The organism is Pseudoalteromonas sp. SG43-3, assembly GCF_014164385.1.
Classification (GTDB): domain Bacteria; phylum Pseudomonadota; class Gammaproteobacteria; order Enterobacterales; family Alteromonadaceae; genus Pseudoalteromonas; species Pseudoalteromonas distincta.
Window position 1 is genome coordinate 29,484 of sequence record NZ_JACJFC010000020.1, and the last position, 20,717, is coordinate 50,200.

Here is a 20,717-nt window from a genome sequence, read left to right on the forward strand (position 1 = left end):
TAGGAGAGAGTATGTTTCGTTTAATTATACCGTGTTTGGTATTACTATTATCAGCATGTACCACCAGCAGAGTTGCTGATGATGTAGAGCTTAGCCCTTTAAAAACAGTGGCATTAATGCCACTTGTTAATCATGCTCAAACACCGCTTGCAGGTGAGCGTGCTGAAGATATTTTAGCCAGTATTTGGCAACAAAATAAATTACCAACTCTTATACGTGCACCTCGCGTTAACACCAAAGAGCTTCCACCACTGGACGATCAATACCGCTTAGACAATGCTATGCAGTGGTTAAACACTCAACAAGCTGACTATGTATTAACAGGCAGTATTGAAGAGTGGCGCTACAAAGCTGGCCTTGATGGCGAACCCGTTGTTGCACTTACATTATCACTCACTGTAACTGGACAAACAACACCGATTTGGACCGGTACTATTGCTAAAAGTGGTTGGGGCCGCGATAGCATTGCAGCAACAGCACAAGATGTGATTGCCGATTTAATTTCTTATATAGAGGTTAGTGAGTGAAAACACATTTCCTTAGACCAAGAGACGTTCCTGAGCTACAAATATGGGCTGAGGTATTTATATTTACCGCGCTTGCTTTAGGGCTGCCTGTATTATTTAACGCACAGGACCCATTTTGGACTGAGGGAGGGTTTTCGTGGCCTGTACTTGGCCCACTTTTAGTTTCTTTACGCTATGGCTTTTCAAAAGGCTTTATTAGTATTTTATGTTTGCTTGTTGGCCAACTTTTTTTACTTCAAGCAAATATTTTATCACCGCAAAGCGACTTCAATATTAACGCTATGATTGGCTACATTATTGTAATTATGATCACAGGCGAATTTAGGGATGTGTGGGAGCGTACTAATCAACAGCAAAGTATTCAGCTTGAGTACGTAACAGATCGTCTTGAAACATTTACTCGTCAGTATCATTTAATTAATTCATCTCACGATAGAATTGAGCAAATGCTAGCTGGCCATACGTTAAGTTTACGTGAATCACTACAAGCAGTAAGAACCTCTATCGGGCTATTAAAAGAAAGAAGACTTGATAGCGCAGCACAAAAAATAATCGACTTGTTTGTTGAGTACGGTTCGCTAGAAAGAGCGGGGTTATATAAAGTTGAAAACGACAGTGTTTTAGAACCACCACTTGCCTCTATAGGTAAGATGAGTCAAATAGCTAAAAACGATCCTCTTATATTAGCGATGATCGAAGAAAAAGAATTAGTATCGGTAAAAGACGAAAAAGCATCATCGGGTATAAGTAAATACCATATGGCAATCCCACTTATCGACGTAAACAATACTATTTACGGCGCTATTTTGGTTGAAAGAATACAATTTTTTGCGCTTAAAAATACCACTCTTACACTACTTGCAGTTATGGCTGGGCATATTGGCGACCTACTGCGCCATGAAATAACAAACCCAGTAATGACTTATGAAGAGTATCCATACTTTATTCGCCAAGTTAAACGTGCGAATAAAGAAGCAAAACGATACAACATTCCATCGCAGCTACTAAAAATAAAAGCTAATAATATTACTGATAAATCCACTCAACTTATGAGTTATTTAAGTGAAGCCCGTCGTGGTTTAGACATTTATTTGTACGATAATCAAAATCAGGTATTACTGCTATTAATGCCATTAGCTGATGAGCTTGAAAAAGCAGGGTTTATCGCCCGAATGAACACTTGGTGTAAAGAGCGCACTGGTAGCACTTTAGCTGAGCTTGATATTGTTATTGAGCAGCAACTTGCACTACCTATAAGCTCAGATGACATAAAGAGATTGGTTTCACTTTCATGATTATAATTATTGTAGCGGCTATATTAGGGTGTATTTGTCAGTACTTTGCACTAATAGAAGTACTGGAAACACCTGATTGGTTTTTAGCTATATTATTGCATGCTATCGCTAGCATCTTTTTTGCTATTGTTAGTTATGTTTTTATACCTAAAAAATACAAAACGACTCCTTATAGCTCTTTGCTACTCATGTTTTTATTATTGTTTACATTACCAGTACTTGGAATTATAGGTGTTGTAGTAGCGCTTACGTTTGCTCTTTGTAAACCTCTCAAGAATGACGAGATAGAAATAGAGGAGCATAAAATACCTGAGCTTCCTTTTGAAGCCAGAGCAATATCAGCAAATCCAACCTATTCAATTGGCGGACTTAAAGCAATTTTGAAGCACGCTAATGAGCCAAATAAGCGTTTAAGTGCTGTAATGGCGGCTCGTCACATGAGTGACTCACAAGCTATTCCTATTTTAAAGCTAGCACTTAAAGATTTAGAAGATGATATTCGACTACTCGCCTACTCAACCCTTGATGGTAAAGAAACCAAACTTAACGAAAAAATCAGTTTGTATCAGCAAGAAATAGCAGTTACAACTAAGCAGCCAAAATTGAGTCATTTACAAAAACAGCTAGCCGAACTTTATTGGGAACTGAGCTATTTAGGCTTAGCCCAAGGCGCACTGCGTAAATACGTTTTAGAAAAAGCAGAAGCACTTGCATTGCAAAGTATTGAGCACGTAAAAACACCTGCAACTTTTATATTTTTAGGGCGCATATCTTTAGCCTTAGACAAATACGAAATAGCCCATGAGTATCTACTTAAAGCAACTGAGTTTGGTATGGCAAGGCGCCATGTATTGCCTTATAAAGCCGAAGTTGCCTTTTGTATGAACAAGTTTGACGACTGTAAACGCTACTTAAAAGAACTCCCAGAACAACCTAAGGGCAGTGAATTACGTCATTTGCAGGAGTATTGGCATGAGTAATAAAAATGCAGACATTTTACTGCTTTTAGAAGGCACTTACCCTTATGTACGTGGTGGCGTATCTAGCTGGGTTCATCAAATAATTGAAGGGTTACCTCATTATAACTTTGAGCTTGTTTTTATAGGTGGAGCACCAGAGCATTATGGCGAGATTCAATATACTTTGCCTAAAAATGTTACAAAGCTGCATGTACATTATTTAGTGGAAAATGACACTTCTGAAATAAAAGCCAAGCATGGCGTTAAATATAAAAAAGAACTCTTTGATTTTTGGCAGCAGCTACAAAATTATTTTAGAGATTGTGATGAGCCCATCCCAACTGAGTTATTAAAGTTTGCATTTGAGACTTTGGCTAAAAAAGACGGTATTAACGAAGCCGACTTTTTATATAGTGAATCATCGTGGCAAGTACTCACCAATTACTATTCAACTTTTTGTGATGAATCCTCTTTTATTGACTTTTTTTGGTCATACCGCAATTTATATAAACCGCTATTTAAAATAGCCGAAATTGCACGTGGACTTCCAAAGGTTAAACTTATTCACTCAATATCTACCGGGTATGCTGGTATTTTAGGATCTGGTGCCAGTGCAATAAGCGATACTCCCTTTTTGTTGACCGAACATGGTATTTACACCAAAGAGAGAAAAATAGATCTTATTCAAGCCAGTTGGATTAAAGAGTCTGAGCAAAGCCTAGGTAAAAACTTAAATACCGAGATGGGCTTTATTCGCCGTATGTGGATCAGCTTTTTTGAGCAAATCGGCCGAACAACATACCAAGAAGCAGATAAGGTCATTTCGCTATACGACGGTAACAGGCAGCGCCAAATAAAGGATGGTGCAGCGCCTGAAAAAGCATTTGTTGTACCTAATGGAATTAAAACAGTGCGCTTTATTGAAGCGCTTAAGCAGCGTCCAAAACAGATACCATCGGTTGTTGGATTAATTGGACGTGTAGTGCCTATAAAAGATATTAAAACCTTTATACGTGCGATTAAAGAGGCACAATCGATGCTGCCTGAAGTAGAAGGCTGGATCATCGGCCCTTATGAAGAAGACCCGCAATATTACAAAGAGTGTGAACTACTTGTAGGCAGTCTTGATTTACAAAGCAGTGTAAAGTTTTTAGGTATGCAAGATATTACCAAAATTTTGCCTAAGCTCGGAATTGTAGCTTTAACCTCGATTTCCGAAGCGCAGCCTTTAGTACTTTTAGAAGCAATGGCGGCCGGTGTGCCTGTACTTGCTAGTGATGTTGGCTCGTGCCGCGAAATAATCGAAGGCGGAACCGATGAAGATAAAGCATTAGGTAAAGCCGGTGAAGTTGTCTCAATTGCTTCACCTAGCGAAACAGCACAACAAATATCAAACATGCTAAGAAATGATCAAGTTTGGCTTGAGTATCAAAAAAGTGGTTTAGACCGCGTACAAAAATTTTATGACGAGAGCCACATGTTTGCCCGTTACGATAAACTTTATAAGGATACAATGGCATGGCCGGAATAGGTTTTGAGATACGAAAAATTCTCAAAAAAAATACCCTGCTCTCAGTTTTTGAAGCATACGGCTACGCGGGCTTAATAGGCTCAGGTCCTTGGCTGCTCTCTATTGTAGCGTTAATGCTAATTGGTATTTTAAGTTTAGGCGTTGTATTACCTAAAGTACTTATTATTCAGTTTTTAACGCTTGTTACCTACATGATGGCAGCTTCACTTATTTTAACGGGTGGCTTGCAGTTATTATTAACTCGATTTATTGCTGATTTGTTTTTTCAAAAAGAAGAGGCAAAAGTACTTCCTAATTTACTTGGTGCGCAACTTATAACAACAATAGCCGCATTATTGGTGGGCTTGGCTGTATGGCCTATGCTCCCTATACCCGTTGTTACTAAGATTATAATTTTAGGTGCCTTTGTAAGCTTATGTAATCAGTGGCTTGGCGCTATTTTTCTATCGGGTATGAAAGAATACCGGTTGATTTTGATTACCATGCTAAGTGGTTATGCCTTTATGGTATTGCTTGCATATTTATTAAGAGACTGGCAGTTAGACGGCTTATTTTTTGCGTTTTTTGCAGGCGAAGCTCTGCTCTTTTTTAGCTTTTTGTTTATGATTATTCGCCGCTACCCAGGTGAAAAACTTATAAGCTTTGACTTTTTAAGCAATAAAAAAGTGTATTACAGCCTATTCTTTTGTGGTCTGTTTTATAACATTGGTGTGTGGGCTGATAAAATCATTTTTTGGTATTCACCAAGCACATCAATTCAAATTATTGGCACGTTAAGAGCCAGCCCAATTTACGACTTGCCTATATTTTTAGCCTATTTGTCTATTATTCCCGGTATGGCAGTATTTTTAGTAAAAATGGAAACCGACTTTGTAGAAGAATACGACCGTTTTTACACAGCTATTCGAGAGGGTTCATCGTTAGAAGAGATTTACTATTTAAAAGATAATATGATCCAAACTGCACGTGCCGGTTTATACGATATATTTAAAATTCAAGGTATTACCGTAGCGTGCTTATTATTATGGGGCGAGCAAATACTTACCTTTATTGGTATTGATCCAAACTATAAAACGCTTTTATTTATTGATGTAGTTGGTGTGGGTGTACAAGTTATATTTTTGTCTATTTTAAATATTTTGTTTTATTTAGATAAACGCTCAACCGTCCTATTTTTAGCGGGGCTATTTTTGGTAATAAACGTTGTTTTAACTTTGCTATCAATCGCTTTTGGGCCGCAATTTTATGGTTACGGCTTTGCTCTCTCAACTATTGTTACCTCTGTTGTTGGGTTATTTTGGCTTTCTAAACAATTTGAAGATTTAGAATACGAAACGTTTATGCTGCAATAGCATAATATAAAGGCTGCTTATGCAGCCTTTATATTTAAAGCTTTTCGTACAAAATTAAAATAATTAATTATTGGAAAGCGGCTGATACACACCATGTTTATAGCTCATATAAGCGCCTCAGTTTAAAGCAAAAAAGACTAGCTCAGTAAATGTATAAAATGTTTATAAAACAAAGGGCTTATAAAAACCAAGCCACCCTACCTTGGCTTAGCTAATCTCTTATACAATTAGACTTAACTAGTTTAGCTTTATACTAAATGAGGTAGCCGTTGCAATTACTTACTCACCCATCGCGCTTTAAAACCACGCGTATCAACATGTATAAATGCGCCTCTGTGCGACTTAGGCCCATAAATACCTAAACCACCTAGCAAACCTTTAAATGATTCACGTCTAGCTAACGACTCCACTATATCGGCCATCTCTTTAGCGTCACCAATTGAATGCTTACCGTCATTATTTATATCATCCATACGGTAGTTGCCATCGTTATCTATAAAAATATCGGCAGCATCACCAAATACATGTCGGCTAAGTTTTACATTGCCAATTGATTTGTTGTAGTACGGAGTTCTATAACCGCTCATAACCACCATATTACTAACCGGTATACCTTCTAAAATCAGTTCTTTGCGTATTTTTTCTAGTTTAAGTAACAACTTATTTTGTAAAAATAAATACTTTGGGTACTTACTTCGCTGCTTACTAACAAATTCCTTTAGTGAAAAGTGAGGTGATATTTTTACGTTTTCATTTTCAGGCGTTACCTTCACAAAGCCATCGGGCACTATGTAGTGTGAAGCGTCTTTAATCTGTGAAGGTTTAGGGTAGTGCCCAATGTGGTAATACTTGAGCTTTCCTCCTTCAACATTGTCTGCCGGTACTTTTACAAATACGTTGATTTTCATACGCTGTTTTTTATCGGGCGACTCAATAATTACCGTTGTTAAACCGGGCTCTTTGGGTGCTTGCCATTGCCAACGGTTGGTGTCTGTAAGCTTAGATTTCCCCTGAGTGTTAATTAGCGTGTAAGCATTTTTTGATTGCGCAAAAAGCACTTCAAACTCAACTTGCTCTTTGGGCATTACAAATACTGAAAACACCGAATATGGCATAACTATATCGTTAATTTTTAGGCTAAATTCTGCATCTTCAAAGTTGGCTTTGTTTTTTATATCAACTACCTGATGCGCAGGCTTTGTAGGCGCGGCAGCAAATACACTATTGCTAAATATAATTGTAAATATGGCGATAGAAATATAATGAATAAATTGCATAAACCCTCTCATTATTTATTTTTTAATAAAGCGGCAATCACCGACTGTTCATCATTTTTTAATAGTGCTTTTTTATCGCGTTGATATATGTCATCTCTAAAGTTAACCAGCTTATTTTCGTCAACCCATGCAGTCCAATAAACTAAATGAATAGGAAGAGGCTCATCTAAATAAAACGTCTGAGTACTATTTTGAGCAAGTGCGCTGTCCATATTATTGAGTGTTTGCACTTCTCCTTCGTGCTTAATAATTTCACGCGCTAACGAAAAAGGCTTTTCTATTCTTATACAGCCATGCGATAAAGCTCGGTTTGCTTGGCTAAAACGGTGCTTTGCTGGTGTATCGTGAACATAAATTGCTTCGGGATTGGGGAATAAATACTTAACTTCCCCTAGGGGGTTTTCTTCACCAGCACGTTTTACTAAAAAGTGATCAAATTGGTACGGCTTAATAGAATCCCAATCAATATTGCTTGGATTAACAGTTTGTGGGTCTAGGTAGCTGTTTTTTCTAATTTCAATATTATTTTTTACAAGATAGTCAGGATCCTCGGCTACCTTTGGAGCAATTTCTTTGGTGGCAATTGAGGTGGGTATACGCCATTCAGGATTAACTACAAACTTTTCTATTTCGTCGCTAAATGCAGGTGTTTCCCAACTTGGTTTACCTACAATTACGTTATTTTTTAATTTTACATCGCCAGCTTTTACAAATCGTAAGCTGTATTCAGGAATATTTACATACACATATTGCTCATCACTTGCGCCTGCAAAGTTAGTTATTCTATAAAAGTTAAGTTTTAATTTATCGAGTTTTTGCTGTGCGGGCACATTAAGCGATGCAAAAGTACGCTTACCCACTCGGCCATCAACTTTTAAACCATGGCGGCTTTGAAATTGCTTAACAGCTTGCTCTATATCTTTATCAAACGTGCATATAACTTCGTCGCACACATTAGTTTTTAAGTCACGCTCTTGGTATAAACGCTGTGCAAGTAAGCTCACTTGTTTATTATTACTGCCTAGTTCAAGCAATTCATCGTTATATAAGTGTGTAAAACCACCTTTGTTAACTATTTCTTGATACCAATTAATGGCTTTTTCTGTACGTTCAATTAACTGCGCTGAATATTGGTCAAAGTAGTAGGTGTCATCTGCTTGCACGTACTTTTGTGAGTTGTAAGTAGTTAGTGAAGAGTTAGCGAGTACCACACTTTCAAGCTCATTGGCAGCGAGTGTTGGTGCTGAGCATAAGCCGCTCATGCCAATAAACAATGCAGTTTTTAAAGTAAAACCCTTTGCTTTAGTAAGCGCTTGATTTGAAAATGACCCCTTCACTGTGTACCTCCTCGCTAAATATCGTTGATAAATGCTTATGTACTTACCACTAAGTAGTACACTGGAGGTGCAACGGTAATGCCAAATTAAAGTTTAAAAATAAACAATTGAAATTTAATGACTTTTTAAAAAATCTTATTCTAAACGTTAATAAATTAAACTAGAGAATATGTAATTACTATGCTCAAGTGTGTAAAGTTGCTATGGCAATTAATCTTTTAAAAAAGCTAAAAAACCACGTTCATAACGACTCAAGTACTTTGTTTTTCGTGGTAATGAAAGAGACTCTCTCCACGCAGTTTGAGTATCTTCATCTTCTTTACACAGCGTAATTAAATCGGGATGCACATAAGATTTGCGTGCTATAGCGGGAGTATTACCAAGTTGCTCAGATACGCTATCAAGCATGTTTTTTAAACTAAGCGCCCCTTTAGCTTTAGCTAATTGTTTGAATGCAATAACGCTTGCTCGCCAAGTTCTAAAGTGTTTTGCACTAAACTCCTCGCCCATTATTTGCTGAATGTATTGGTTTATTTCACTTGATGTAACATTTGTGCGCTCACCTTCATTTATATACTGAAATAAATGCTGCCCGGGTAAATCTTGTAAGTCTTTTATAACATGGCTAAGCACCCTGTCGGTTATATTTACTTCACGTTCTTTACCTGATTTGGCACGATATTTTAGCTGAATATTTTTGCCCGTGAGTTGTGCATGGCGTGTTCGTAATGTTGTCGCACCAAAACTTTTATTTTGCTTTACGTTACGCTCGTTACCTACCCTCAGCGCACCTAAATCCATAAGTCTTACAACTGCTGCTAAAGTGCGTTCAATATTAAGCTCATCGCCTTGTAAGTCTGTTTCTAAACGCGCTCTTAACAAAGGGAGTTTATTACCAAATACTCCACATGCTTGGTATTTTTTTGCTTCTTGTTGCGCCCTAAATTCAGGATGGTAACGGTATTGCTTTCGCCCCTTACTATCAAATCCTGTCGCTAAAATATGTCCGTTTTCTTCTGGGCAAAACCAAGCGTTTTTATAGGCAGGCGGAAATGCCAATCCATTCAAACGATCAATCACATTTTGCTCTTTTATTTGCTTACCGATTGGATCAAAGTAAAGCCAACTTTTCTGTTTAAGTTTACGAGTGATCCCTGGTAAATTATCGTCTACATAAATTAGCTTCATTAACCCTCCAGTTATATTTAAGCATGCGTCGGAATACAAAATGTATCACTTTAAAATAACCTTAAACTGAACAAGATTATTGATATATAATAAAAAACCAACAACAATTATAAATACTTAATATATATTAATAATTCTATTTAGGTTTTCGTAAAAGTAGGTCGAACTTACGCGCCAGCAACAAGCCTATTACGATTAAACTCGATGCACTTAGCGCTAAAAAAAGCTACTTGAGATAGATTTATTACCCTAAGTTCAGATTAATTACACTTTGTCCCCCGCAATTGGGGTGCTGTTTAAATGGAGAATTCAATGGCTTTTGATTATGGATCGATTGATCTTGGACTAAAAAACCCCTTCAAACTGGAAGGTAAAGTAACAGCATTAAGAGGACTCATTGAGTCTATAGCAGGTATTAGTTTACTTGTTATTGCTGCGGGCTCTGTGAAAGAAGATACAACCGCAGGTTGGATTTTAATGGTGTTTGGCATGCTTATTTTAGCATTCGGCATTCGCTCACTATCGGCAGGTATTTATGCAACACTTAAATACTTTGTAGGTAGAAACCACCCAACTTCACTTGCTTATAACTACAGTAAATCGCAAGCATCAACCGCTCAAGAAGAACAAAAAGAAGTAGCCTACACAGCGCAATCACTTGAAGAAATGCTGGTTGGTCGTAAAAACAGTACATTTAAAGAGCCTAATGGTTTTTTATCACGCTTACTTCACAGCTTAATCCCTAAGTTATTGTTTCTACCATATCCTATTCGAAATGTTGCCCAGCGATTATTTGGCTCATGGGTAAGCACCTTTGTCGCCCTTATTGCTTATGGCCTTGTTGCATTTGTATCTTTGTCGGGCTTTACCGGTGAAGCTGGGGAATTAGCATTTCCGGTCTATAGTGCAATATTAATGTTTTACGTGCTTTTTTCGTGGCGCTCTACAGGTAAACCTATCTCTCGAAATGCAGAAAAGAATATTGAAGCACTTGGTACTGGTGCACTCGCTAAAATTATTTCTTTATCTTTTATTTTACCCATCGCTATTGGTCTTTCTATGTCATGGTTGATGAAAGAGCAGCACATTAGTAAACAAGAAATAGATAACTGGCTTGAGCAACTGCCTAGTCTTCATGCTGGAATGTACTTAATTGCAATTATTGTATTAGCAACTCTAAGCTGTGCGCTTGCTTTTATCATGATTAAAGCGCGTTTAAATTCAGTTACCCCTTCAGCTGAAGTATCTGAACTACGTGAAAACTGGCAAGAGTCTGTTCATCCAGACGAGATTTTCATAAACCTCGATAACCTAGTAATGGCTAATCGCCGTTATAAAGAAGTACCTAACAGAGTTTACAGAGAATTAGACCCTAAGCTTCAAGAACAAATAGAAGGTAAAGGCGGTTTTAAAGGTGAAATGATCCAAGAGATTCAGCCTAAACTGCACTCAATGGACTTAGGTAAAAACTTTACACTCGCGAGATTACTTGCTTTGGTGAGCGGTAACTTACTTTATATTGTAGCGTTAGCATTTACTGTACTTTTAGCGTATTCGTTTATTAATATTTACCATTACATTGATGCGGCAAATATTAATAGTTTTAAACAGGCATTTAATAACCAACATGTCATTCAATTTAGTGAGCTATTAATGACAAGCTTTCACTTATTGCTAATAGGCGTACTTATTAAAGCATTTGCGCAGTTACTTGCAAACACAGCGCATCTATTTTTTGCAGAAATGCAATTTGAGTCACTGCTTGTGTACTTTAAATGTGAAGGCACTTTTACTGAGTCTAAAATATCAACAGGTACTGGTATTCACGATAGCACCCGCTCAGAAAATACTTTAGTACGCAGTAGCATAACGCCTTGGATTATTGTTTCTCGTGTTATCTCTACTACGTTTGCTGCAACAGGTATGAAAAACCTTGAACATCCTCGCCACATTATGGAAATGCATAAAGACGAAGGACAATTACAAGCAATCAAAAAAGACGTTATTTCATTCTTAAAAGACCGCGAATCTATCGCCTCAATCACCAGTGAGCGTGATTTAGGTAATGCGTCACAAATACATCAACTAAACCAACAAACGCGCGCTATACCTACTCAGCAAGCGATAACGAAAGATGATGAAGAAGCTGCCGGGTATTTAAGACAAGAAGAAAACTTATCTCCCGAGCCCAAGGGTTAATTAACCTCAAACCTAGATAACTTTTATTAATGCCACCTTGTTAACTTAGGTGGCATTTTTTTTAACCTCTATTCAATACTTTTTAACTTTATTACCTCTTTTGCACTCAACAACATGATTAATATTGGATTAGTTCACAAAGCCCTTGCTTTATGTGCCAAAACACAAATAATGAAAGGATTAATTACAGGGTAAGAATGAGGACAATGAGCTATATACTAACCACCCAATGTGCTGATGATGTAGGCTTAATAGCTAAAATTACAGGGCTTTGCCATAAAAATAATTTAAACATTACGCGTAACAACGAATTTGTAGATAAAGACGCGCAGCGATTTTTTATGCGTACAGAGCTTACAGGTGAGCCACAAAGCGACTTTTTAGATCAATTACGCGCACTGTTGCCACAAGGCGCTAAACTTGCGCTACATTGCGGCGCAAAAACTAAAGTAGTTTTACTGGCAACTAAAGAAGCTCATTGTTTAGGTGGTATGCTGTTAAAGCAATTTGAACAAACTCTTAATATTGAAGTACTCGCTGTAATTGCTAACTATGCTGATTTAGAGCCGCTAGCTAAAGGGTTTGGTGTGCCATTTCATGTTGTATCGCACGAAGGGTTAACCCGTAGCGAACATGATAAAAAGGTAGGCGATTTAATTGCCAGTTACAATCCTGACATTATTGGTCTTGCTAAATACATGCGTATTTTAAGTCCTGAATTTGTGGGTCGATTTGAAGGTAAAATAATTAATATTCATCACTCATTTTTGCCAGCATTTATAGGGGCTAAACCTTATCATCAAGCATTTGAGCGCGGTGTAAAAATTATTGGTGCTACCGCTCACTTTGTTAATAATGAGCTTGATGAAGGGCCTATTATTTTGCAAGATGTAACCAGCGTTACACATGCTAATACCGCCGAAATGATGGCTAAAATGGGCAAAGATGTTGAAAAAACAGTGTTTTGTAAAGCACTTCAACTTGCTTCAGAGCATAAGCTATTTATTAATGGTAATAAAACCGTGGTGTTTTCTTAGCATTAATCCAACTGCTTAATTATTCTACATATAAAAAATGCCAGCATTGTTGCAGGCATTTTTTTATCATAAATAAGCTAATAACTTTTTAAATGTAAATTATGCCTGCTCTATTGGTTCGAGCTTTAATTTAGCGGCAATTAAAACGGCTTGGGTACGATTGTACACACCGAGTTTTCTAAATATGGCTGTAATGTGTGCTTTTACTGTCGCTTCTGATATGTGTAGTTCATAAGCAATTTGCTTATTAAGTAAACCTTCGTGCAGATATTGCAGCACTCGGTATTGTTGAGGCGTTAATGAGGCAACTTGCGCTGCTATTTCTCTATCTTCACCTTCAATTTCAGCTACTTTGTTTTTTAGCTCTTTTGGTAGCCATGTATCGCCTTCAAGTATTTGGTTAATTGCACTGGCAATATCATCAGACGATGATGATTTAGGAATAAAACCCATAGCGCCGTAACCCATTACTTTAGAAACGATATTCACGTCTTCACTACCCGAAACAACGGCAATAGGTAAGCTTGGGTATTCTTCTCTAATACGAATAAGACCATATAAATCACCATTACCTGGCATGTGAAGGTCTAGCAGTAATATATCAAGATCCTCTTGCTCGCTTAACACTTGCAGTGTGCTGTCAAAATCGGATGATTCAAAAACCTCTAAACCCTCAAATTTTGCGCTCAGTGCGCCCTTTAGTGCTTCACGAAATAACGGATGATCGTCCGCTATTAAAAACTGACTCATGGTTCACTCCTAATAAATTCGGCTGCCAGTTAGGTTTAAAACCTTTACTGACAGCCGATATACTACGTTTAGAATCAACTTGTAATCAAGTTTTTAACGCACATTTAACGATTTAATCTGTTCTCGATTAGTTCATCGACAACTGAAGGATCGGCAAGCGTTGACGTATCACCGAGTTGTTGGTGCTCATTTGCAGCGATTTTACGTAAAATACGACGCATAATCTTGCCTGAACGTGTTTTTGGCAAACCCGGTGACCATTGAATCATATCTGGAGATGCAATTGGGCTGAGCTCTTTACGAACCCAATTACGTACCTCTTTAGTTAATTCATCGCTTACAGTTACACCTTCGTTAGGCGTAATGTAAACATAAATACCTTGGCCTTTAATATCATGCGGGTAACCTACAACAGCAGCTTCTGCTACCGCTTCATGCGCAACTAACGCACTTTCAATTTCGGCAGTACCAAGGCGGTGCCCAGACACATTAAGTACATCGTCCACACGGCCTGTGATCCAGTAATAACCATCTTCATCACGACGACAACCATCGCCTGTAAAGTAAACTCCTGGGTAGGCGCTAAAATAAGTTTGTTCAAAACGTTCATGGTCGCCATAAACAGTTCGAGCTTGCGATGGCCAACTATCTAAAATAACTAAATTACCATCTACGGCACCTTCGAGTGTATTACCTTCAGCATCAAATAATGCAGGCGCAATACCAAAAAATGGATGTGTTGCAGAACCTGGTTTTGTATCAGTAGCGCCCGGAAGTGGTGTGATCATAATGCCACCGGTTTCTGTTTGCCACCATGTATCAACAATCGGGCAATTAGATTTACCAATACTCTCGTAATACCATGTCCACGCTTCTGGATTTATTGGCTCACCTACTGAACCTAAAATACGTAAACTATCGCGATGTGACGAAGCTGTAGGCTCATCACCTTTAGCCATTAGTGCTCTAATTGCTGTAGGGGCGGTATATAAAATAGTAACACCGTGTTTATCAACTACTTCGCCCATACGCCCTGCAGTTGGATAAGTGGGGACTCCTTCAAATAAAACCTGAGTACAACCGTTTACTAATGGCCCGTACGCAATGTAACTGTGGCCTGTGATCCAACCTACATCGGCACTACACCAATACACATCATCTTCTTTTAAATCAAATACGTATTCATGTGTCATTGATGAGTAAACTAAGTAGCCACCTGTAGTATGTACAACACCTTTAGGCTGACCAGTAGAACCTGATGTATACAATATAAACAAAGGATCTTCAGCATTCATTGGCTCTGGCTCACACTGTGCCGGTAAGTCAGCAACTAGCTCGTGCCACCATATATCATGCTCATTCCAATCAACTTCACCGCCTGTTAATTGATGCACAATAACGTGTTCAATTGTGGTTACAGTTTCTTGCGCTACCGCTTCATCTACATTTGCTTTTAATGGAACACAATTTCCTGCTCTGCGTCCCTCATCAGAAGTAATAACAACCTTAGCACCAGAATCTCTAATACGATCAGCAATAGCCGATGGTGAAAAACCACCAAATACAACAGAATGAATAGCACCAATACGTGCACAAGCTTGCATTGCATACACCGCTTGTGGGGTCATTGGCATATAAATAGCTACGCGGTCACCTTTTTGTACACCCAGTTTTTTTAAACCATTGGCAAATTTAGCCACTTCGTCATGAAGTTTTTGATAAGTAATGTTCTCACTTTGAGAAGGATCATCTCCTTCCCAAATAAGCGCAATTTTGTCTGCTTTCGTTTTTAAGTGGCGGTCAATACAGTTGTAAGACGCATTTAAATAGCCATCTTCATACCATTTAATACTGATGTGGCCTTTATCAAAAGAGGTGTTTTTAACTTTAGTGTAAGGAGTAGACCAATCGAGGCGTTTGCCATGCTCACGCCAAAAACTTTCTGGGTCATCAATAGATTGCTTATAAAGCGTATTATATTTATTTTTATCAATGAGAGTCGCATCTTTAATATGCGCAGGAACTGGATAGATACTTTGTGACATCTTCGTCTCCATTTAAATTACTTGCCTTAAGCTTTTATCAAGGATTACTCAGCAGTACTTTATTAAGTATTAGACCTTAGTTGTACTCTACTCCAATTTACTCATTTGTAGTTTATAATCCACCTGCTTTCAATTTTTTACATAAATAATACAACGCGTTAAATGTAAGTAAATGCAAACTAATCAACTCTAAAACCTTAGTCTTATAGACCAATAGATAATTGAGTAAATATTGCACATATTCAAAAGTGTTTGTGTACTTTAATAAAGATATTTGCGGTATTACTTGCCAAAGCTTTATTTAACGAATGAAAACAATATGTGTATTGAAAAGCCAAACTAACACCCTTTTTTATTCGTAAGTAATACTAGTAGCAAGTAATACAACCTTACATGAAAAAAAAAAGCAACAAACAACAAGTAGCCTATAAAGGACACCACAATGAAATTTACCCCATTAAAAACATTAGCAGCAAGCGCTGTATTATGTGCACTATCAAGCACTGCTTATGCAGCGACTGCCGCAAAAATTGGTGATACGGAATTTACTTACGGTGGATACATTAAACTCGACTCTATGTGGAGTGATTATTCAGCGGGTGCGCCTGCAGGCTCAAACGTAGGTCGTGACTTTTACGTACCAAGTACGTTAACAGTTGGCGATGATAACAGCTCAGATGCTGTATTTGATATGCATGCTCGTGAGTCACGTTTTAACTTTGGCACAGCCACTGTTATGGATAACGGTAAAACCGTTAATACTAAAATTGAAATTGATTTTTTGGCCTCGGCTGCTGGCGGTAATGAGCGAGTTTCAAATTCTTACGCCCCGCGTATTCGCCATGCGTTTGTGACTTACGATGGTTGGTTATTTGGTCAAACATGGTCTAACTTCCAAAACGTGGGGGCGCTTGCTGAAACGCTTGATTTTGTAGGCCCTGCTGAGGGCACTGTGTTTGTGCGTCAATCGCAAATTAAATACACCACTGGCGCATGGTCGTTTTCATTAGAAAACCCAGAAAGTACAATTTCTACTACTAGCGGTATGGTAGTAACTGATGATGCATCATTGCCTGACTTTACAGCTCGTTACACACACAAAGCCGATTGGGGTAACATTGTGGTTGCAGCGCTTGCTCGCCAACTTACTTATAAAGTAGGCAGTGTTGATGCAGATGAAACTTCTTTTGGTATTAGTGCATCAGGTAAAATAAACCTTGGTGAAGACAACCTTAAATTTATGCTTAATCAAGGTAAAGGCTTAGGCCGTTACGTAGGCTTAAACGTTGCTCACGGTGCTGTACTTAATGGTGATGAACTAGATGCAATTGATTCGACTTCTGGTTTTGTTGCTTACCAGCACAAGTGGACAAGCCAATGGCGTTCAACGTTCTTATATTCATTCTTCAGTGCTGATAACAACACTGATTTATTAGCTATTTCTGGTGATCCGACTGAATCAAGCCAAAGCTATAGCGCTAACATTCTATACTCACCGGTTAAACGTCTAACTTTTGGTGCTGAGCTAAAGCATGCTGAGCGTGAAACTGAAAGCGGCGTTGATGGCGATTTAGACCGCTTACAGTTTTCTGTTAAATACTCTTTTTAATAGCTAAAAAGCTAACTACTTTAAAAAGCGGCCTAGGCCGCTTTTTTTATAAGCGAGATTGAGTTCTATATAATTCATCAATTCGTACCTAAAATCTTTATATGTGGCGCTAAAATCCAAAAAAATAGAATTATTATTGATAAAAACACCAAACACAATTGCAAATCGATATCATTTAGATTAAGTTACGCACTTCTTTTGAACTAACTGGAAAAACTTATGTCGTCCCCTCAAGTTTTGCGTTTATCTAAACTAAGCTTTGCTACTTCTTTAATTTTATCTGGTTATGCACTTGCTGATGAGGCAAATGTAAAATCTGAACCTCTCGAAAAAATTGCGGTATATGGTCAGCATCATAAAAACTACATTACTGAAGAAGCGCAATCGGCTACCAAACTAGGTTTAACAATTAAAGAAACACCACAATCAATCTCGGTAGTTTCACGCGCATTAATGGACGACTTTTCACTAGACGATATAAACTCAGTACTTGAAAGCACGCCAGGCGTAACAGTAGAGCAAATAGAAACAGATCGTACTTACTTTAAGGCCCGTGGTTTTGAAATTACGAACTTTCAAGTTGATGGCTTAGGGATCCCACAAAGCTCAGGCTCTATTCAAGGCAGTCTTGATACATCAATTTATGACCGTGTAGAGATAGTTCGCGGTGCTAATGGTTTAATGACTGGCGCTGGTAATCCTTCTGCAACTGTAAACATGGTTTTAAAAAAGCCAACTTATACAACACAGGCAAATGCATCAGCATCTTATGGCTCATGGAATAAAAAACGTTTAGATTTAGATGTATCTACGCCAATAAATGAAGACCACGCTGTACGCGCTGTATTTACAAAGCAAAAAGCTGACTCATATTTAGATCGCTACGAAACAGATAAAACCATTGTTTACTTAGCCTACGAAGGCAAATTAACAGACAACACATTATTAAGCGTTAACTACGTTAACCAACAAAAAGACGCAGATAGCCCGCTGTGGGGTGCACTATCTCTTTATTATACAGACGGAACAGCAACCGATTACGACGAATCAACCAGCACCGCTGCTGACTGGTCTTACTGGGATAACAGTGCTGAGCAAGTATATGTAACACTTGAACAAAACTTATCGGCAACATGGGTAGCTAGAGCACGTTATGCTCACATCGAAAACGAACAAGACTCAGAGTTGTTCTACGTATACGGCACCCCTGATAAAGATACTGAACTTGGTTTAACAGGTTATGCTAGCCGTTATGATTACGAAGATAAGCATGACTTATTTGATTTATATGCCAGTGGTAAGTTTGATTTATTTGGCCAAGAGCACGACCTATCATTTGGTGTTAGCCAAGCTAAAATGGATTACAACGAGCAGTCTCTTTACGATTATACTACAGGCAATGGTTTTCCAGCTATGCCATCACTTAAAACGTGGGATGGTGTAGTACCAGAGGCAACACTTGCTGATGGCTTAAATGGTAGTGATATTACTAACGAGCAAAAATCAGCTTACATATCTACTCGCATTAGATTAAGTGAGCCTTTAAGTGTGCTCGCTGGTGTGCGTTATACCGATTGGAAAACAAAAGGGAGTGCTTACGGTGTTGAGCAAACAAGAAGCGACTCTGAAGTTATTCCTTATATTGGCACGGTGTACGACTTTAACGAGTCTCTATCAGCTTATGCAAGCTACACAGAAACATTTGTACCGCAAAAAGAGCTTGATATTAATGCCAACCAATTAGCTCCCGTAATAGGTAAAAGCAGTGAAGTTGGTATAAAAGCACAGTTACTTGATGACCAAATTTTCGTAACTTTTGCTTACTTCGATGCAAAGCAGGAAGGGCTTGCCATAGCTTTACCCGACTCACTACCTAGTGATACGCGTTATTATGCAGCAGATGGTATTAACAGCAACGGCTTTGAAGTTGAACTAAGTGGTCGAATAACCGATGATTTAAGCGCAAGTGTAAGTTTTAGTAACCTAACTATTGATGGTGATGATTTAGTTAAAGATTACACACCTGAAAACCAACTTAAAGTGGCCGCAACCTACCAAGTACCTTTAGTTGATGGTTTATCATTTGGTGCAAACTATCGCTGGCAGGATTCAACTAGCCGAGTTCAAGTCGAAGATGCAAATGGTATTGCAAGCGTCACTACTCACCAAGATGCATACGGGTTACTTGATTTAATGGCCACTTACGAAATTACAGATAACGTAGGAGTCACTTTCAATGTAAATAACACCACCGGTGAAAAATATTTGCACAGCCTGTACTGGGCACAAGGTTACTACGGTGCACCTCGTAACTACGCCCTATCTGTAAACTGGCAATTATAAATATATTTGATTAATTAAAGACTCTAGATTTTTTTAATTCAATAGAAAAAAACGACACATTTTTAATGTGTCGTTTTTATTTTATCTAACCTGATGTAAGTTTTTAATAACAAAAAAGCGCTAATCATTACTGATTAGCGCTTTTCAAAGCTCGGGTCAAATCAAGCTTAAAAACTCATTTGGGTGCAGTTTAAAGGTCTGGATCGTCGCCTAACTTATCTTCACCGTCTTCAGGTTCAATAGTTGCTTTTAGTAAAAGCATTTCGCGTAACTTACCTTCAATCTCATCTGCAATTTCTGGGTTTTCTTTCAAAAACTTAATTGAGTTAGATTTACCTTGGCCAACCTTGTTGCCACTGTAACTGTACCAAGCACCTGCTTTTTCAACAATTTTATGCTTAACACCTAAATCAATTAACTCGCCTTGCTTAGAAATACCTTCGCCATACATGATGATAAATTCAGCTTGTTTAAATGGCGGCGCTACTTTGTTTTTAACAATTTTAACACGGGTTTCGTTACCAACAACTTCATCACCTTCTTTCACAGAACCAATACGACGAATATCAATACGTACCGATGCGTAAAACTTAAGTGCATTACCACCCGTTGTTGTTTCTGGGTTACCAAACATAACACCAATTTTCATACGGATTTGGTTAATGAAAATACATAACGTGTTAGAACGTTTAATATTACCAGTAAGCTTACGTAATGCTTGTGACATTAAACGTGCTTGTAAGCCCATGTGCGAGTCGCCCATGTCGCCTTCAATCTCAGCTTTTGGTGTAAGTGCAGCAACCGAGTCAATAATAACGACGTCTACTGCGCTTGAACGTACTAACATGTCACAAATTTCTAGTGCTTGCTCACCTGTATCAGGTTGAGATACAAAAAGGTCATCAATATTTACACCTAGTTTTTGTGCATATACAGGATCAAGAGCATGCTCAGCATCAATGAAGGCACATGTTTTACCTTCTTTTTGAGCTTCTGCGATAACTTGTAAAGTAAGCGTTGTTTTACCAGATGACTCAGGACCATACACTTCAACAATACGTCCCATAGGTAAGCCACCTATGCCTAAGGCAATATCAATACCTAGTGAACCTGTAGATACAGATTCAATGTTTAACGCTTTGTTGTCACCCAATTTCATAATTGAGCCTTTACCAAATTGACGTTCAATTTGTGATAGTGCTGCGTCTAACGCTTTTTGTTTGTTATCGTTCATTTTGTTCTCCAATCCAGCTAATGCGAACAAGTAT

At 38.1% G+C, this 20,717-nt stretch carries 15 protein-coding genes; 9 read left to right on the plus strand and 6 right to left on the minus strand.

The window, feature by feature from the left end; all coding sequences use genetic code 11:
- Positions 1–11 precede the first annotated feature (11 nt).
- Genes H5157_RS16570 through pelG form a run of 5 tightly spaced genes read left to right on the plus strand, consistent with a single transcriptional unit; the run spans position 12 to position 5,664 of the window.
- Positions 12–527, plus strand: coding sequence for a protein PelC (locus H5157_RS16570; protein ID WP_076925174.1), 516 nt, complete (start codon positions 12–14; stop codon positions 525–527).
- Entirely contained in the window at positions 524–1,822 is a 1,299-nt protein-coding gene (locus H5157_RS16575) for a PelD GGDEF domain-containing protein (RefSeq protein WP_182712257.1), read from the plus strand. Before H5157_RS16570 ends, H5157_RS16575 begins: the two co-directional genes overlap by 4 nt.
- Positions 1,819–2,802 carry a hypothetical protein gene (locus H5157_RS16580; protein ID WP_024597303.1) on the plus strand — a complete coding sequence of 328 codons (984 nt, stop codon included), beginning with the start codon at positions 1,819–1,821 and terminating at the stop codon, positions 2,800–2,802. The genes H5157_RS16575 and H5157_RS16580 overlap by 4 nt, the downstream gene beginning before the upstream one ends.
- Entirely contained in the window at positions 2,795–4,312 is a 1,518-nt protein-coding gene (gene pelF, locus H5157_RS16585; RefSeq protein ID WP_182725102.1) for a GT4 family glycosyltransferase PelF, read from the plus strand. Before H5157_RS16580 ends, pelF begins: the two co-directional genes overlap by 8 nt.
- Positions 4,300–5,664: an exopolysaccharide Pel transporter PelG gene (gene pelG, locus H5157_RS16590; RefSeq protein ID WP_024597305.1), complete on the plus strand. Its 1,365-nt coding sequence runs from the start codon at positions 4,300–4,302 to the stop codon at positions 5,662–5,664. Before pelF ends, pelG begins: the two co-directional genes overlap by 13 nt.
- Positions 5,665–5,939: 275 nt before the next feature.
- Here pelG and H5157_RS16595 read toward each other — a convergent pair whose 3' ends face one another.
- From H5157_RS16595 to H5157_RS16605, 3 genes are all read right to left on the minus strand, one after another.
- Positions 5,940–6,941: a D-Ala-D-Ala carboxypeptidase family metallohydrolase gene (locus H5157_RS16595; protein WP_182725103.1), complete on the minus strand. Its 1,002-nt coding sequence runs from the start codon at positions 6,939–6,941 to the stop codon at positions 5,940–5,942.
- Positions 6,942–6,952: 11 nt separating this feature from the next.
- Positions 6,953–8,278 (minus strand): murein L,D-transpeptidase, encoded by a 1,326-nt coding sequence (locus H5157_RS16600; RefSeq protein WP_182725104.1) that lies wholly within the window; start codon positions 8,276–8,278, stop codon positions 6,953–6,955.
- A 210-nt stretch (positions 8,279–8,488) separates the two neighbouring features.
- Positions 8,489–9,466 (minus strand): DNA topoisomerase IB, encoded by a 978-nt coding sequence (locus tag H5157_RS16605; protein WP_154903681.1) that lies wholly within the window; start codon positions 9,464–9,466, stop codon positions 8,489–8,491.
- 312 nt (positions 9,467–9,778) lie between these two features.
- Between H5157_RS16605 and H5157_RS16610 the strand changes: the two genes are divergently transcribed.
- Positions 9,779–11,665, plus strand: a complete 1,887-nt coding sequence (locus H5157_RS16610) for a hypothetical protein (RefSeq protein ID WP_182725105.1) — start codon at positions 9,779–9,781, stop codon at positions 11,663–11,665.
- Positions 11,666–11,871: 206 nt separating this feature from the next.
- Positions 11,872–12,702: a formyltetrahydrofolate deformylase gene (purU, locus tag H5157_RS16615; protein ID WP_024597310.1), complete on the plus strand. Its 831-nt coding sequence runs from the start codon at positions 11,872–11,874 to the stop codon at positions 12,700–12,702.
- 99 nt (positions 12,703–12,801) lie between these two features.
- On the opposite strand, the gene H5157_RS16620 is transcribed toward purU, so the two are convergent.
- On the minus strand, positions 12,802–13,452 hold the full coding sequence (locus H5157_RS16620) for a response regulator transcription factor (protein ID WP_002958948.1): 651 nt from the start codon (positions 13,450–13,452) through the stop codon (positions 12,802–12,804).
- A gap of 104 nt (positions 13,453–13,556) precedes the next feature.
- Positions 13,557–15,497, minus strand: coding sequence for an acetate--CoA ligase (gene acs, locus H5157_RS16625; protein ID WP_024597311.1), 1,941 nt, complete (start codon positions 15,495–15,497; stop codon positions 13,557–13,559).
- 442 nt (positions 15,498–15,939) lie between these two features.
- Here acs and H5157_RS16630 point away from each other — a divergent pair, with 442 nt between their 5' ends.
- Together H5157_RS16630 and H5157_RS16635 are read left to right on the plus strand one after the other, a co-directional pair.
- Positions 15,940–17,106, plus strand: a complete 1,167-nt coding sequence (locus tag H5157_RS16630; RefSeq protein WP_182725106.1) for a DcaP family trimeric outer membrane transporter — start codon at positions 15,940–15,942, stop codon at positions 17,104–17,106.
- A gap of 219 nt (positions 17,107–17,325) precedes the next feature.
- The gene (locus tag H5157_RS16635; protein WP_182725107.1) at positions 17,326–19,449 is read left to right on the plus strand and encodes a TonB-dependent siderophore receptor; all 2,124 of its coding nucleotides are present in this window, start codon (positions 17,326–17,328) and stop codon (positions 19,447–19,449) included.
- 190 nt (positions 19,450–19,639) lie between these two features.
- Here H5157_RS16635 and recA read toward each other — a convergent pair whose 3' ends face one another.
- Complete coding sequence (gene recA / locus H5157_RS16640) at positions 19,640–20,683, minus strand: recombinase RecA (RefSeq protein WP_002958952.1); 1,044 nt, start codon at positions 20,681–20,683, stop codon at positions 19,640–19,642.
- Positions 20,684–20,717: the final 34 nt, after the last annotated feature.